This window comes from Lactobacillus sp. ESL0677, from assembly GCF_029392875.1.
In the GTDB taxonomy this organism is placed as follows: domain Bacteria; phylum Bacillota; class Bacilli; order Lactobacillales; family Lactobacillaceae; genus Lactobacillus.
Window position 1 is genome coordinate 356221 of sequence record NZ_CP113946.1, and the last position, 15232, is coordinate 371452.

Sequence of the window (15232 nt, forward strand, 5' to 3'; positions counted from 1 at the left end):
CAATTGGTTTAAGATAGCCTCTGTAATTTGTTGGAAGATTAATAGAGGTCTCAATAATAACATTATGAATACTGGTAACAATAAGACAATCGTATTTGGTCATCGTGGTTATCCCGCAAAATTTGCGGAAAACTCGCTCGAAGGTTTTCGCAATGCGATTGAAAATGGCGTTGAGGGTGTTGAATTTGACGTTCACTTAACTAAAGACGGCGTCCCTGTTGTGATGCATGATGAACGTGTTGACCGTACAACTGATGGTCAAGGCTATATCAAAGATTTTACGCTAATAGAGCTGCGGCAATTGCATTTGGCTAATGGTGAGCCGGTGCCAGAATTACGTGAGCTCTTTGACTTGCTTAGTGGCAAGGACATTTTAATTAACTTGGAGTTTAAGACGGGGATTATTCATTATCAAGGGATTGAAAAGACGGTATTATCTTTGGCAAAGCAATATCAATTTGTTCATCCGCTTATTTATTCATCCTTTGATTATGTAACATTAAAGAATTGCCAAGAAATTGATCCTAACCAGATATATTGTTATTTGACGGATCAAGATGTTACTAACTCAGCTAAATTAATTAAGGAAAATCATTTTGCTGGGATTCATCCGGGAAAATTTCTTGCCTCACAAGAAGCGATCACGCAGCGGATTTGGACTGTTGATGATCCAGCGGTTGCCAAAGAATACTTCCAGCGTCATGTTGCCGGAATTTTTACCAATAATTATCCTGTGATGATTAAATTGCGGAATCAAGTGCAGGGACTAGCATGATAAATTAGCTAAAAATTAAAAAATAATTGTAGAAAAATGATGATATTAATTGTATAATTTGTTCATATGAAAAAGAAAGTTTGGTGAAATTATATGGTTAAATTAATCAATTATATGAAAAAAGGCTTAGCGGATGCTCCTTCAAATCCGATTTTGAAGTTTTCTGATTATGCTAGCAAGGTTCCGGATGTTGTTAAGTTCACGTTGGGTGAACCTGACTTTAACACGCCAGAGCATATCAAGGAAGCTGCCAAGAAGAGCATCGACGATAACCATTCTCATTACGCACCTTCTAACGGTACAATGGGGCTCAGAACGGCGGCAAGTCAATTTTTAGCTAAAAAATATGGTCAAAAGTATGACCCAGCTACTGAGGTTTTGGTAACTAACGGAGTAACTGAATCAATTTTTGATGCAGAAGTCGCATGTTTAAATGCTGGCGATATAATGGTTGTTCCAACACCAGCTTTCTCATTATATATGACCGATGAGACTGTGCTGGGAACAGGCGTTAAAATCATTGAAATTGATACTTCTGAAGACGACTTTAAGTTGACACCAGCTAAGCTGCAAAAAGTTATTGATGAGTATGGTGACAAAGTTCGAATGCTCGTGATGAACTATCCAAGTAACCCAACTGGTGCAATGTACAGTCAAAAAGAGCTTGATGCTTTAGCCGATGTTGTCCGTGATAAGCCAATTTTTGTTGTTTGTGATGAAATTTATAGTGAATTGAATTATGATCAACCACATGCCTCAATGGAAAAGAGTTTGCATGATCAAGTAATCTTGATGAATGGGGTTTCTAAGTCATGGGCAATGACCGGATACCGGATAGGGATTGTTTGTGCGCCAAAGGATATTTTGGAACAAATTGCCAAAGTTCACCAAGCAGCCAACACAACTGAGCCGACACCAATGCAAGATGCTGCTGAAGAAGCTTTTAAGAATGGGATGGATGATTCGCAATCAATGAAGGCAGAATTCTTAAAGCGGCGCGACGTTCTTTACAATGGTTTGACTAAGATTGGCTTTGAATGTGTCAAGCCAAACGGTGCTTTCTACATTTTTGCTAAAATTCCGGATGGCTTAGAACAAGACGATGAAAAGTTTATTTATGAATTGGTTGATAAGGCTCGTGTAGCCGTCACTGCTGGTTCCTGCTTTGATAAAGGTGGTAAGGGCTGGATTAGATTTTCTTATGCAGTTTCGATGGATGTCATTAATGAAGGCCTGAAACGACTGGAAAAGTTCGTTAAAGAAAATAAGAAATAAAATTTACGCAATTTTTACTTGCAATTACGCACGTTTTTCGGTAATATAATTAACGTGCGTTATGGAGGAGTAGCGAAGTGGCTAAACGCGGCGGTCTGTAAAACCGCTCTCTCTGAGTTCGGCGGTTCGAATCCACCCTCCTCCATTGATTGGGTTATAGCCAAGCGGTAAGGCACTAGTTTTTGGTACTAGTATGCGCTGGTTCGAATCCAGCTAACCCAATAATTCTTAAAAGAATTACCCAACCCTAAAAGAAGCAACTTCTGAATAGAAGTTGCTTCTTTTTTTAACAAAAAATATCCAGTTGTTAGACTGGATATTAGTTTTAATTAATAAAAGTTAGCTCGTTTAATGTAGCGGTTATTGTCAATGATGTAGTAACGTTGACCCTTAATTAAAACGGAGCTGCCATAAGTGCGAACACTGGACTTAGTAGATAATACCTTGTGACCAATCCGTTTACCGTGCTTATTATATAGGTAAGCATTGTGAGTCAAGGCCCGCTTGGTACCATCAATGTTAGCTGCTAGGATACGCTTGTTACCGTGGTCAAATTCGTAATATTGTTTGCCATTGATTGTTTCGCTAATGGCAGCGTAGCACTTAGTACCAATCTTTAAAATTAGTTGATTAGTCCGTTTGCCGTTTTCGTCATAAATGTAAGCCTTGTGCTTGAGAACACCATTAATGACTAACCCATCAACATCGCCAGGACGTTGTGGTGTTGGGTTGATTTCGACCAAGTCACCTTTTTTAATGTATTGGTTCTGGTCAATCAAGTAGTATTCAGTACCGTTGATGCTGACAGGGTCACCAAAGGTAGGGATGTATTGGTCTTTAGCCAAAACAATTGGCAATCCTTGGTTACCATTTTGATCGTAGATGTAAGAATCGCGAGCAAGTTCACGAGTTTTGCGGTCAATATTTCCGGCAGCAATGTATAATTGGTTCTTTAAGTTGTAAAACTTACGGTTATTGATTAAAGTTGTGCCGTAAGTTTCAACAGTTGAACCAGCATTCATTATTACATCGTTGGCCCGTTTGCCGTCTTGATTATACAAAAAGGCATTGTGAACTAACGTTTTTTCTTCAGGATCAAAAGATTCTGTTAGTTTTTGACGAACAACTGGTTTATCATCAGCATCGTTAGTCTTAGTCGGAGCATTTGTTACCTCGGCCTTAGGTGCAGTCGCGGTTTGCGTTGTCTTAGCATCAGTGGCAGTAGTAGTTTCCGCATTTACAGTTTGCTTACTGAGACCAACTAAAGAAGTAAGAGCCAAGCCGATTAACCCGAACTTGATAATATTTTTACTTGAGAAACGATCATAGCCAGTTAATTGTTGACGGTTATGTTTCATGTAGAATCCAACCTTTCTAAAGTTTCTTTAGTAGCATTGTACTATTTTCTAAAATACACCTTCATTTTACCTTAAAATCAAGATTTTCTCGAATGTTTTTTGTTAAAAACAATTTGCTTAAGTTAGGGCAAGAAAATTAAAATAAAGGGGAGTAATGAGTAAGATTTATTTTTACAAGTTAGTTTTAACTATTGACCTTGAAAAAATAGTACAATGATAGCTAGTTTACTATTCACTGAGAAAGGGATTGTTATGCCAAGACTAATTAAAGTGGGAGCTGGTGGTGGTGAAATCAGCTGGCATGAGGCACTGAAGGATTTACGTGCTGATGATGTGATATTTTTGGAGCCGGGATTTTATGAATTGCCGCAAGGAATTACCTTAGCAGACATTACAATTAAGGGCACTGGCAGCTTGCCCGAAGATACGACGATTTTGGGCTATGTTAATGTTGCCGTTGGCAGTCGGTTTGTCAATTTGGAAAACTTATGCGTTAACACAAATAATGATAATAATACTTTGTTTGTGCCAGCTGAGGCAAATACTTATCTTAGTTTACGTAATTGCGTCATTAAGGGCTTTGGCAGTGATACGGCAGCCATTGCGGCTAATGGTAAGATTACGCTTGAACTTTATTCAACCAAGATTATGAACGGTTCGGTGTCATTGTTTGCAGACGCTGATTTTCGCTTGGAAATGAACGATTCTTCTATTGAGAATGTGGCTGAAGAATTTGGCGTTTTGGCTTTGGAAGGTCGCGGGACAGCAATAATTAATAATTCGCGCATTCACGGTAGTATTGATACTTTTGTCAAAACTAATGCCGAAGTGGATTTGAATAATTCGGTTGCTGATACGATTTTACTGCAAGGAAAAACATGGCTGAATATGCTAAACAGCAAGATTTTGTCTGATGATGACGCTTGTATGTATATTACCGATGACTCTTGGGTGAATATTGTTGATAGTTATTTCACTGGCGGGATATATTTGGATAAAAAGCCCCACGTGATTGTTCAAAATAGTCAGCTCAGTCGGATAATTGCAGTTAATGAGACGCAAATTACTTTGATTAACTCAGTAATTTTAAATCATGCGGACTTTCAAGACACCGCAAATTGTATTGCGCGACGCGTAACTTTTAATGGTGGCAATGAATACCAATATTTTTTGGCATTAGGCGATCGGGCGCAAATTGAAGGACACGACTTGGTGTTTAACCCTAATGGTGCAAGTCTAGCGGTTCATGATAAGGCGCAGATGCGAGTTAGTGTAGTGGCTTCAAGTGAGGAATTGTTGCCAGTAGAATGCAGCTCAAAAGCCAATGTCAATATCTTAGGAATTAAATGGACCGCTAAGAAAAAATCGTGATAAAAATCTAGTCGTTTTTGTTTGTGCAAATTAGACCAATTTAGATTATAATAAAAGGACACATTTGGAGGAGTGCCTCATGGAAGAACCAATGTACATCAAAATTCATAATCAGATTAAACGCGACATTGAAAATCACGTCTATCGTGTTGGCAGCAGGATTCCTGCCGAGCGGCAGTTAGCGCTAAAGTTTGGCGTGTCCCGCATGACGCTGCGACAGGCAATTAAGACCTTAGAGGACGAGGGAATTTTAGAGCGCCGTCTTGGCAGCGGTACTTATGTTGCCAGCCAGAAGGTTCAGGAAAAAATGTCGGGCATCATGTCGTTCACCGAGATTACCCATGCTAACGGGCAGACACCATCAAGTAAATTAATTTCCTATCATATTGGTAAACCATCTTTATCAGAAAAAGAACGGTTAAACCTCGCTGATAATGAAGAAATTTTACGAATGGAACGGATTCGTTATGCCGATGAGGTGCCGATTTGTTATGAAGTGGTTACTATTCCGTATCGCTTAATTCAAAAAATGTCTAAATCTGATATTTCTTCGCACTTATATCAAACTTTGGCGAAAAGTGGCTATGAAGTTGGCCAGGTGACTGAGCATATTTCGGCTGCTGTTGCTAACGAAAATGCGGCACGCTTATTAGATGCTCGCAAGGGTGAGGCCTTAATTACAAGGTTGCAGGTGACGGAACTGACGACTGGTGAGCCGTTTGAATATACTCGGGCTAGCTATGTTGCTGATCGGTTCGAATTTACCTTTTCAAAATAAAATAAAACTCTGAATTAACAAAAGTTAGTTCAGAGTTTTTTTAATTATTTTAAGTCTTCTTTGATTTTACTAGTTGAAATACCGGGAGTGCGAGGTAAATAAATGACCTTACAATATGGTTTAAGAAAATCGAATTTACCTTCCCAGTCATTGCCCATGACGAAGGTATCAATGTCGTATTTTTGAACATCACTAACTTTTTGTTCCCAACCATTTTCTGGGATGACCTCGTCAACGTAGCGAATGGCTTCCAAAATATATTTACGTTCGGCATAATTGTTGTAGGATTCCTTGTGCTTTTGCAGCTGGTTAAATTCATCGGTTGAAAGGCCGACAATTAAGTAGTCGCCCATTTCCTTTGCTCTTTTGAGCAGGCGAACATGTCCGTAGTGCAGTAGATCGAATGTGCCGTAAGTAATAACTTTTTTCATTTTGTAAACGCTCCTATTTGTGCAGTCGCCGTAATCGTATCATATTTATAGTATATAAGTTAAAACATATCCCGCAAGGCCTAATTGTTTGCTAAAATAAGATTAAAAGTGCTCTAGGAGGCTGACAATTGAGTAAAGTAAACGTTTTAGGGATTGACTTCGATAACAAAAGTTTCACCCAATTTCAAAATGAATTTGTTGGTCGGATTAATGCCCACCAGTCGACTTTTGTTGTTACTGCTAATCCCGAGATTGTAATGACGGCGAATGAAAATCCTGAATTTATGAAAATCTTGAATTTTGATGCTGATTACATTACACCCGATGGTATTGGAATTGTGAAGGCAGCTAAAATGTTAAACACACCGCTTAAGGAGCGGGTAACGGGCTACGATTTATTTGTATGGCTGATGAAGCTCGCTAACGATCGCAATTTGCGGGTATATTTAATTGGTGCTAAGCCGAGCGTTATTCATGCTATCCAGGAAAAAATCGCCCGCGAATATTCGGGAATTCAATTAGTTGGTGCCGAAAATGGCTATTTTAATGAAGACCTGGAAGTTATGGCTTATCAGATTGAGCGGACAGAACCTGACTTGGTGTTTGCTGCATTGGGTTCCCCACGGCAGGAGAAGCTGCTTTCACTTTTGCGGAAAAATTTGCTGCCCGCACTAATGATGGGAGTTGGCGGCAGCTTCGACGTCTTTTCGGGAGCTGTTAAGAGAGCACCATTATTTTGGCAGCACGCTCACCTTGAGTGGTTTTACCGTTTAGTTAAAAACCCAAGCCGCTTTAAAAGGATGATGGTTTTGCCTAAATTTGTTCACGAAATTCACGAAGAAAAAAAGGAAAAGAAATAACATGAAAGTTTTGCATGTCAACGCTGGTCTGGAAGTGGGCGGAGGGTTGACGCATATTGTTAACTTATTAACGGAAGCCAAGAAGGAGGGCGAAGATTTTACTTTGCTTTGCCTTGCCGAAGGTCCAGTTGCCCAAGCAGCACGAGAAGCAGGCTTGCGAGTTGCAGTGCTCGGAATTAATAGCCGCTACGATGTAGCTAGTCTGGGTAAACTTGCTGCCTTTATTAATGATGGCAATTATGATATTGTCCATACTCATGGGGCCCGGGCAAACTTGTTTTTGGCGCTAATTCGGCGCAAACTCGGTGCTAAGTGGTGTGTGACGGTCCATTCTGACCCTTACCTTGACTTTGCTGGTCGCGGCATGTTGGGCAAGCTGTTCACGGCTGCTAATCTTTATGCGCTTAGAAAAAGTGATTGTGTGTTTGCCGTAACCAAAAACTTTGCCAACTTACTTGTGCACAAAGCACATGTCAATCAAAATAAGGTTCATGTTATCTATAACGGTATTTTCTTTCATCGAGATAGTGAAATTCCGGCTAAATATCCCGAAGCAACATTTAATATAATTAACGTTGCGCGTGTGGAAAAGGTTAAGGGTCAGGATTTATTATTGCGAGCTTTGAAAAATTTAGATAATGCCAATGTTCATCTGTATATTGCTGGCGATGGTTCGCAAATGGCTGCGTTAAAGGATTTAGTGCAAAAGCTAGATTTGGGTCCGCAAGTGACTTTTCAAGGTTTTATGACGCAAAAGCAACTTCAAAATTTATATCGGCGGATGGACTTAGCAGTTTTGACTTCGTATTCAGAAAGTTTTCCCTTAGTTCTGCTCGAAGCCTGTGATAATCTAGTGCCACTTTTGTCTACCGCTGTTGGTGATATTGAAATGATGATTCCGGATCAAGATAGTGGTTTTATAGCTAAGATCGGGAATCTTACCTCAATTACAACTGCTTTGCATCAGGCAGTTGCTACACCTAAAAACGAATTAGAGGAAATGGCTATTCGTGAAAAAGCCTATATTACCGAACATTTTTCTGTTGCAAACCAATTAGAAGCTATTATTCAAGAATATCAGGCAGTAATTAAGCGCTAAAACTATTGCTTATAATCATCTGAATGTCTATAATTAAGAACAAAAATATTAGTGAAAAAATTAATAAGGGGATAAAATGTTTTATCAAGAATTAGATCAAGATGATTCTTTGGTTTTGCATACAGACTTGTATGAATTAAATATGATGTACACCTACTTCAAAAAGGGAATAGCTGACCGTAATGCCGTTTTTGAAGCTTTTTATCGTACTGAACCATTTGGTAACGGCTATTCAGTGTTTGCTGGACTAGAACACGTTATTATGTACTTGAAAAATTTAAAATTTAAGGAAAGTGACCTCCAATATTTAAAGGAAGAAGTTGGCTATGATGATGATTTTATAGATTATTTGCGCCACTTCGAATTTAAATTGAGCGTGCGTTCAATGCGTGAAGGCGAAATTGTCTTTGCCAATGAGCCGCTGATTCAAGTTGAGGGACCACTAGCCCAATGTCAATTAGTTGAAACGACAATTTTAAATATTATTAACTTTCAAACGCTACTGGCAACTAAAGCTGCACGAGTTAAATTGGCTGTTCAGGGTGATGGCGTGATGGAATTTGGCAGTCGGCGCGCGCAAGAAGCTGATGCTGCTATTTGGGGAACACGTGCTGCTTACATCGGTGGCTTTGACTCCACAAGTAATGTCCGTGCCGGCAAATTATTCGGCATTCCTATTTCTGGAACTCATGCCCACTCATTAGTTGAGGCCTTTGGCAGCGAGTATGAGGGCTTTAAAGTTTACGCTGAAACGCATAAAAATTGTGTTTTCTTGGTTGATACTTATGATACAGTGCGCAGCGGTGTTCCTAATGCCATTCGGGTTGCTAACGAAATGGGCGATAAGATTAATTTTCAAGGTGTGCGCATTGATTCTGGGGATCTTGCCTACATTTCTAAACAAGTACGTAAGGAATTGGATGATGCTGGTTATCCGAATGCTAAAATCTTTGCTTCTAATGACCTTGATGAAACAACGATCACCAGCTTAAAGATGCAGGGTGCTAAAATTGATGTCTGGGGTATTGGTACCAAGTACATTACTGCTTTTGATCAGCCTGCTCTTGGTGCTGTCTATAAGTTGGTATCAATGGCAGATGAGCACGGTCAGATGCATGACACGCTTAAAATTTCTTCAAATGCAATTAAGGTTTCGAATCCGGGCAAAAAGCAGGTTTGGCGGATTTCGGCTAATCGGAAAAAGAAGAATGAGGGCGACTGGATAGCTCGCAGCGGTGTTGATCCGCGCAAATTTGATTCACTGTACATGTTTCACCCGCACTACACCTATATCAATAAGGTTGTGACTGATTATACGGCTGAGCCGCTATTGAAGGAAATTTTCAAGGATGGCAAGCTTGTTTATGACCAGCCTAAATTAATCGACATTAAAAAATTCTGCGCCCAAAATCTTGATGGCCTGTGGGATGAATACAAACGGATGCTTAATCCGCAGGAATATCCGATTGACTTGTCACAAGACTTGTATGACAGCAAGATGAATTTGATTAAAGATATTCGTCAAAAAATTACCGAAAGGAATGCAGCTAAATGAGACCACTGCAAAAAGAAATAATTGCTTACGAGCACGTGTTACCAGAGATTGACCCACAAACAGAAATTAGACGGTCCGTTGACTTCCTAAAAGATTATTTAAAGGCTAATCCCTTTTTAAAATCTTATGTGCTAGGTATTTCTGGTGGCCAAGATTCTACTTTAACGGGAAAATTAACGCAGATGGCAATTAATGAATTGCGCGCCGAAACTGGCGATAGTTCTTACCAATTTATTGCTGTGCGCCTGCCTTATGGCGTTCAAGCTGATGCCCAAGATGCCGCTGATGCTGTGGCTTTTCAGCGGCCAGATCAGGACTTGATTGTTAATATTAAATCAAGTGTTGATGCGACGGTTGCGAGTTTAGAAGCAGCTGGCCAGACAATTACGGATTTCAATAAGGGCAACATTAAAGCGCGGGAACGGATGATTGTCCAGTATGCAATTGCTGGCGCTCATAATGGTGCTGTAGTCGGTACCGATCATGCTGCCGAAAACTTTAGCGGTTTTTATACCAAGTATGGTGATGGTGCTGCGGATGTTACGCCGTTGTTCCGGTTAGATAAGCGGCAAGGTAAGCAGATGCTTGAGGTATTGGGTTGTCCTAAGCACCTTTATCTCAAAACGCCAACTGCTGATTTGGAGGAAGACCGCCCATCCTTACCTGATGAAAAGGTGCTCGGTGTTACTTATGATGAAGTCGATGATTACTTAGAAGGCCGCACGGTTTCAGAAGCTGCTGCAAAGCAGATTGAAGCATTATGGTTAAAGAGCGAACATAAACGGCACTTGCCGGTAACTGTGTTCGATGATTTTTATCAAAAATAAAAAGTCGCTAGCCAGCGGCTTTTTTTATTACGCTAATATTACATTTTGTAATAAAAATGTAATATTTTTGTATAATTTTGGTAAAAATCTGTTATACTATCCTTAATAAATAAAGGAGGCATTCTTATGAAAAACAAATATATTTTACTAGTAGCAGCCGCAACTTTAGCAGGTAGTGGTTTAACAGCGGTCAGCCCAGTTGCTGCAGCCGTTAAACCGGCACAGGAAACTACTCAAGATAACAGCAATTACCTTACGACTTATCCTAAGAAGCTGCGCGGCACTTGGTATTATTACAATGGTAAAAAGTTGTGTAAAGAAGTTATTGGTAAAAAGACAATAACGGATTTCAGTAATGGTAAAAAATTTTCCCATCTTGTCTTGCATGCTGATGTTGCTCATGATCCGGCAACAACGGATAAAGCAGAGCTTGCCCGTACTAAGAATTGGGTAACTGCAGAAAAGAGAAAGTTCCAAAACCTTAGCTGGGTCGGCATTCATGGCTGGAGTGATGCAGCTGGTGCCGGCAACTTTATCAACGTTTCGCAATTAAAGGGACATAAAGTTCTAACAAGTGCTTATGGTTCCGGCGTTTGGGCTGACTATCATGCCTATAAAACACCAAAATTAGCTAAAAAATTACAGAAGAAGCACTATCATCAATTTTCATATCTGCAATAATTTTGCAATTGTATCAAACTGCCAGTTTTTATTTTAATAATTATTAGAATCTAAGCATTAAAACGCGTAAAATAGCAATAATTATTTAAATAAAGGAGCAATATATTGATGAAAGAACTTTACTTGATGCGTCATGGTGAAACTGTATTTAACAAGCGCAAGTTAATTCAAGGAGCTGTTGACTCGCCTTTAACGGCAGACGGCATTAAAATGGCACAAAAAATGGGCGCATACTTGAAAAAACAAGGCTTAACCTTTGATCATGCGTATACATCAACGCAAGAGCGGGCAAGCGATACACTGGAACTAGTGACTAAGCAGCCTTATGAGCGGTTAAAGGGACTCAAAGAATGGGATTTTGGCTTGTTTGAAGCGCAACCGCAATACCTGTTGCCCAAGTTTACTTTTAAAGATCCAGCCGAAGCCAGTTTTTTTGTACCGTACGGTGGTGAGTCAACGCAGCAGGTGATGGCGCGAATGCAAAAGACGCTTAGTGAGATTATGGCTCGTCCCAAGCATCAGCGAGTGTTAGTGGTTAGTCATGGATTAGCGATGTGGATGTTTTTGGCTAATTTTATGTCGTTTGCAGAAATGGCAGAAAAAGTTAAGGATATGCCTAATTGTTGTGTCTTGCGACTTGGATATGATGCTGGCAAATTTACATTTGAGCAGATGATCGATGTGTGTAATTTATCAGAATAGTTAAAATAAGCATTACTAGGAGTTACTAGCAATGCTTTTTTAGTTAAAAGCATAAATTCTTGCTTGACCAGAAAAATTCGTGTAATGTGTTACTCATATTAAACTTACAAAAAGTAAGTAAAAAGAAAGAATAGGTAGAACATGGTACGAATAAATGACGAATTAATTTTTGGCTTGGATTCGTTTGGCGATGTGCCGGATGATCCCGCAACTAAACAGCCGGTGACTTACGATAAGGCCCTCCAGCAAATTATCAAGGAGGCTAAGTTAGCAGATGACTTGGGCATTGACGTAATTGCTTTGGGTGAACATCACCGACCAGAATATGCTATTTCTAGTCCCGAAATTATGTTGGCAGCGATTGCTAGTGTGACTAAGAGAATTAAGCTGAGTACTGGGGTAACGGTTTTAAGTTCAGATGACCCAGTGCGCGTTTATGAGCGGTTTGCAACTTTGGATAATATTTCGGGTGGCCGTGCTCAAATCATGCTTGGTCGCGGTTCGTTTACTGAATCATTTCCGTTATTTGGCTATGACTTAAATGATTATAACGAATTATTTGAAGAAAAAGTTGCTATGTTTAACGAGTTGCGTGAGGGTAAGCCGGTAACCTGGGAAAGTGAATACACCCAGGACTTAAATAATGTCGAAATTTATCCTAAGATTACGGGACATAAGCTAGATACTTACATTGGCGTTGGCGGCACGCCAAGTTCTGTTATTCGGGCAGCACACTATGGTTTTCCAGTAATTATGGCAATTATTGGTGGTGATCCAGCAAGATTTCGGCCTTATGTTGACTTATATAATGCCGCAGCTGCGCAATATCATAATCCGCAATATCCGTTGGGGATGCATTCACACGGAGTAATCGCAGAAACTGATGAAGAAGCGTATGAGATTGGCTGGAAATATTTGCGGCGCTCAATGGATCGGATTGGTGCCGATCGTAATTGGCCGCCGATGACCAAGGAACACTTTGATTATGAAATCCAAACGGGTTCTTACTATATTGGTACCCCTGAGCATGTTGCTCATAAGATTGCCGACAAAATGACGCAAGTTGGTGTTAAACGATTTGACTTTATTTATGGTGCTGGGGGTCAAACTGCTGCTATGCGAGAGAACATTTTACGTTTATATGGACAAAAGGTTGTGCCGATGGTGAAGGATTTGCTTAATTCTGGCACTTATCAATTCAAATAATCTAATAGCCATGCAAGATAGGTCTTGTATGGCTATTTTAGGATTGTTAAAATATGTAAATAAAAATAGCGATTGCTTTTAACAAGAGAGAATTAAAATGAAAAATTTATATTTAATGCGTCATGGCGAAACAATTTTTAATCAACGCAAGTTAGTTCAAGGTGCAGTTGATTCACCGTTAACTGCAGCTGGAATTAAGGATGCCGTTAAAATGGGCGCGTACCTTAAAGAGAAAAGCTTAACATTTGATCATGCATTTGCCTCAACGCAAGAGCGAGCAAGTGATACTTTGGAATTAGTGACTAAGCAGCCGTATGAGCGGTTAAAGGGGCTAAAGGAATGGAATTTTGGCTTGTTTGAGGCTCAGCCAGAATATTTACTGCCTAAATTTGTCTTTACTGATGCCACCCAAGCCAACTTTTTTGTTCCTTATGGTGGTGAAGCAGCAATGCAGGTCATGGACAGAATGGATAAGACAATTAACCAAATTATGGCGAAGTCTGATAATCAACGGATATTGGTAGTTAGTCATGGTGCGGCTATTTTAATGTTTTTAGTTAAGTGGATGACAAGCACAGAAGTAGTTAAAATTAAGGATTTGCCTAATTGCAGCGTGCTACATTTTACTTATGATGCGGCTACTGGCAAGTTTATTTTTGTGGAAATGTTTGAGCCACACAAATTATAGTTGAATTTTTAGAAACCAAATATTTGGCTAAAAATTGTTGTAAACTTTTTTGAAAAGGCTTTTTCGCCTAGAAATGTTTTGCTATAATTAAGAAATCGAACAAGAACTAAAAAGTTTTGTGGGCAGTAACTGTTTTTGAATGTACGACTTATACTTAATAGTTAAGGTAGCGCTATTGAGTAATAATTTTGCAAGAAGAAGCAGTTAGAGAACCCGTAAGGTTCTTCCCAATAGTTCGGAAGTTAAAGAAGTCCTGCAAACTGGCAGGACTTCTTTTTCTTATATTAGGTTAAGGAGGTATTTTGATGAAGAAAAGCAAAAAAATGTTGGCGTTACTGTCTGCTGCATTATTAGTAACTGGTTGGACGGGAATTAATAATTTTAATCATGCTCAAACTGTTAATGCTAGTCAGACAACTAAATTGCAATTAGCTCATAAGTCACGTGTTTATAATAAGAAGGGGCAAAAATTATGGTACTACCAAGGTCATAGTGCTCTTCTTTCTACTAAGAAAACCGTGAAAGTTTCGGAAAAGCCTAAAGCGATTACTGATCCAAGAACTAAGCGTTATTCTTTTCATGATAAGGATTGGAACTGGTTTTCTTTACCTTATAAAACAATTAAGGGCAAGCTGTATTATAATATCGGTCATGGTGGTTATATCAAGGCTGGCAATGTGTCCTTAGTTAATGGCTATGAAGTTTTAGCTAATCAGGCAATCGTGACCATTACTAAGAAAATGTTTAATAAAGATGCTAAGACGATTTATGTTTATGATGTCAAGCAGGAAAAGTTTGTTAAGCAGAACTTTAAACTAGGACAAAAGATAACGATTGATTCAGAAGCTGATGGTGATGAAATGCAGATGACCGACGCGGATGAATATGCTAATTTGTATCATATTAAAGGTACCAATCAATTTCTCTGCCAATATCATGATGAGGATGATGAGACTGTAGGCACGACATATATTAATGCTAGTTTGCTACCTTATGGAAAATTCATGCATGTTCTTGTTACTCAGGATACAAATCTTTATACCGAAAAAGGTGAAAAAGCTATCCAAATAGTTAGTACTAAGAATGATTCCCATAAAGTTGAAGAATTAGTCGATAAAAAGGGTGCTGAAAAAGCAGTAGTTAAGGAACTGTATTTACGTTTACCGGGTCAAGAAAAGCCAGAATTATTTTATCAGTTACAATATAATTACCGGTATATTTATAATAAAAATGAATTTGATCTAATTAAGGCAGCTGATGTGAAATATATTTATGGTCCCCAATTACAGATTGATAATACTCCTGAGGCAGCGCTTAATGGGCAGCAGTTACTGACAACTGCAGATAAGTCAGAATTGCAGGCACTGGTTGACCAAGCACCAGATATTGAAAAATGCTATCATGATAACCCTAATTTAGTTAATGGCTATGCTGAGCAATATCTTCAAAGGATAGAGCAAGCAAAGTATATTTTAGAATCACGAATTAGTAATAAGTTTGATGTTGCCAAAGAATCTGCTATTTTACAGAATTTGATTAATGAAATGAAATTGCCACAGAATCAAGATGGTAAGTGGGACGCACCTAAGTCTAATTAAAGCATTGACAAAGATTGTTCAAGTAGTA

General features: G+C 39.1%; 15 protein-coding genes and 2 tRNA genes. 15 read left to right on the forward strand and 2 right to left on the reverse strand.

What is annotated here, in order from left to right:
• Positions 1-64 precede the first annotated feature (64 nt).
• From OZX76_RS01825 to OZX76_RS01840, 4 genes are all read left to right on the forward strand, one after another.
• Positions 65-775 carry a glycerophosphodiester phosphodiesterase family protein gene (locus tag OZX76_RS01825; protein WP_277180468.1) on the forward strand — a complete coding sequence of 237 codons (711 nt, stop codon included), beginning with the start codon at positions 65-67 and terminating at the stop codon, positions 773-775.
• A 93-nt stretch (positions 776-868) separates the two neighbouring features.
• Positions 869-2050, forward strand: coding sequence for an aminotransferase class I/II-fold pyridoxal phosphate-dependent enzyme (locus OZX76_RS01830; RefSeq protein ID WP_277180470.1), 1182 nt, complete (start codon positions 869-871; stop codon positions 2048-2050).
• A gap of 63 nt (positions 2051-2113) precedes the next feature.
• Positions 2114-2195 (forward strand) — tRNA-Tyr (locus tag OZX76_RS01835).
• Between the two features lie 5 nt (positions 2196-2200).
• Positions 2201-2272 (forward strand) — tRNA-Gln (locus tag OZX76_RS01840).
• A 107-nt stretch (positions 2273-2379) separates the two neighbouring features.
• Here the strand turns inward: OZX76_RS01840 and OZX76_RS01845 are convergent.
• Positions 2380-3408 (reverse strand): SLAP domain-containing protein, encoded by a 1029-nt coding sequence (locus OZX76_RS01845; RefSeq protein WP_277180472.1) that lies wholly within the window; start codon positions 3406-3408, stop codon positions 2380-2382.
• A gap of 252 nt (positions 3409-3660) precedes the next feature.
• Between OZX76_RS01845 and OZX76_RS01850 the strand changes: the two genes are divergently transcribed.
• Positions 3661-4779 carry a hypothetical protein gene (locus OZX76_RS01850; RefSeq protein ID WP_277180474.1) on the forward strand — a complete coding sequence of 373 codons (1119 nt, stop codon included), beginning with the start codon at positions 3661-3663 and terminating at the stop codon, positions 4777-4779.
• A gap of 79 nt (positions 4780-4858) precedes the next feature.
• Positions 4859-5557: a GntR family transcriptional regulator gene (locus OZX76_RS01855; protein WP_277180476.1), complete on the forward strand. Its 699-nt coding sequence runs from the start codon at positions 4859-4861 to the stop codon at positions 5555-5557.
• A 44-nt stretch (positions 5558-5601) separates the two neighbouring features.
• On the opposite strand, the gene tagD is transcribed toward OZX76_RS01855, so the two are convergent.
• Positions 5602-5988, reverse strand: a complete 387-nt coding sequence (gene tagD, locus OZX76_RS01860) for a glycerol-3-phosphate cytidylyltransferase (RefSeq protein ID WP_277180478.1) — start codon at positions 5986-5988, stop codon at positions 5602-5604.
• Positions 5989-6116: 128 nt separating this feature from the next.
• On the opposite strand from tagD, the gene OZX76_RS01865 reads away from it, so the two are divergent.
• The 9 genes from OZX76_RS01865 (at position 6117) to OZX76_RS01905 (ending at position 15204) form a co-directional block, all read left to right on the forward strand.
• Positions 6117-6848, forward strand: coding sequence for a WecB/TagA/CpsF family glycosyltransferase (locus OZX76_RS01865; RefSeq protein WP_277180480.1), 732 nt, complete (start codon positions 6117-6119; stop codon positions 6846-6848).
• 1 nt (position 6849) lies between these two features.
• Positions 6850-7947, forward strand: a complete 1098-nt coding sequence (locus tag OZX76_RS01870; protein ID WP_277180482.1) for a glycosyltransferase — start codon at positions 6850-6852, stop codon at positions 7945-7947.
• A 76-nt stretch (positions 7948-8023) separates the two neighbouring features.
• Positions 8024-9502 (forward strand): nicotinate phosphoribosyltransferase, encoded by a 1479-nt coding sequence (locus OZX76_RS01875; RefSeq protein WP_277180485.1) that lies wholly within the window; start codon positions 8024-8026, stop codon positions 9500-9502.
• Complete coding sequence (nadE, locus tag OZX76_RS01880) at positions 9499-10329, forward strand: ammonia-dependent NAD(+) synthetase (protein WP_277180486.1); 831 nt, start codon at positions 9499-9501, stop codon at positions 10327-10329. The genes OZX76_RS01875 and nadE overlap by 4 nt, the downstream gene beginning before the upstream one ends.
• A 126-nt stretch (positions 10330-10455) precedes the next feature.
• Positions 10456-11010: a hypothetical protein gene (locus tag OZX76_RS01885; protein ID WP_277180488.1), complete on the forward strand. Its 555-nt coding sequence runs from the start codon at positions 10456-10458 to the stop codon at positions 11008-11010.
• A 108-nt stretch (positions 11011-11118) separates the two neighbouring features.
• Positions 11119-11712, forward strand: a complete 594-nt coding sequence (locus OZX76_RS01890) for a histidine phosphatase family protein (RefSeq protein ID WP_277180490.1) — start codon at positions 11119-11121, stop codon at positions 11710-11712.
• A gap of 141 nt (positions 11713-11853) precedes the next feature.
• Entirely contained in the window at positions 11854-12918 is a 1065-nt protein-coding gene (locus OZX76_RS01895) for an LLM class flavin-dependent oxidoreductase (protein ID WP_277180492.1), read from the forward strand.
• Positions 12919-13015: 97 nt separating this feature from the next.
• Positions 13016-13606, forward strand: coding sequence for a histidine phosphatase family protein (locus OZX76_RS01900; protein ID WP_277180494.1), 591 nt, complete (start codon positions 13016-13018; stop codon positions 13604-13606).
• A gap of 305 nt (positions 13607-13911) precedes the next feature.
• Positions 13912-15204 carry an SLAP domain-containing protein gene (locus OZX76_RS01905; RefSeq protein ID WP_277180496.1) on the forward strand — a complete coding sequence of 431 codons (1293 nt, stop codon included), beginning with the start codon at positions 13912-13914 and terminating at the stop codon, positions 15202-15204.
• Positions 15205-15232: the final 28 nt, after the last annotated feature.

Bases quoted from the DNA above. Each gene is read 5' to 3' on its own strand.
- OZX76_RS01895 (WP_277180492.1), top strand. From the start codon at position 11,854: ATGGTACGAATAAATGACGAATTAATTTTTGGCTTGGATTCGTTTGGC.
- OZX76_RS01855 (WP_277180476.1), top strand. From the start codon at position 4,859: ATGGAAGAACCAATGTACATCAAAATTCATAATCAGATTAAACGCGAC.
- OZX76_RS01890 (WP_277180490.1), top strand. From the start codon at position 11,119: ATGAAAGAACTTTACTTGATGCGTCATGGTGAAACTGTATTTAACAAG.
- tagD (WP_277180478.1), bottom strand. From the start codon at position 5,988: ATGAAAAAAGTTATTACTTACGGCACATTCGATCTACTGCACTACGGA.
- OZX76_RS01850 (WP_277180474.1), top strand. From the start codon at position 3,661: ATGCCAAGACTAATTAAAGTGGGAGCTGGTGGTGGTGAAATCAGCTGG.
- OZX76_RS01875 (WP_277180485.1), top strand. From the start codon at position 8,024: ATGTTTTATCAAGAATTAGATCAAGATGATTCTTTGGTTTTGCATACA.
- OZX76_RS01885 (WP_277180488.1), top strand. From the start codon at position 10,456: ATGAAAAACAAATATATTTTACTAGTAGCAGCCGCAACTTTAGCAGGT.
- OZX76_RS01825 (WP_277180468.1), top strand. From the start codon at position 65: ATGAATACTGGTAACAATAAGACAATCGTATTTGGTCATCGTGGTTAT.
- nadE (WP_277180486.1), top strand. From the start codon at position 9,499: ATGAGACCACTGCAAAAAGAAATAATTGCTTACGAGCACGTGTTACCA.
- OZX76_RS01905 (WP_277180496.1), top strand. From the start codon at position 13,912: ATGAAGAAAAGCAAAAAAATGTTGGCGTTACTGTCTGCTGCATTATTA.
- OZX76_RS01900 (WP_277180494.1), top strand. From the start codon at position 13,016: ATGAAAAATTTATATTTAATGCGTCATGGCGAAACAATTTTTAATCAA.
- OZX76_RS01870 (WP_277180482.1), top strand. From the start codon at position 6,850: ATGAAAGTTTTGCATGTCAACGCTGGTCTGGAAGTGGGCGGAGGGTTG.
- OZX76_RS01845 (WP_277180472.1), bottom strand. From the start codon at position 3,408: ATGAAACATAACCGTCAACAATTAACTGGCTATGATCGTTTCTCAAGT.
- OZX76_RS01830 (WP_277180470.1), top strand. From the start codon at position 869: ATGGTTAAATTAATCAATTATATGAAAAAAGGCTTAGCGGATGCTCCT.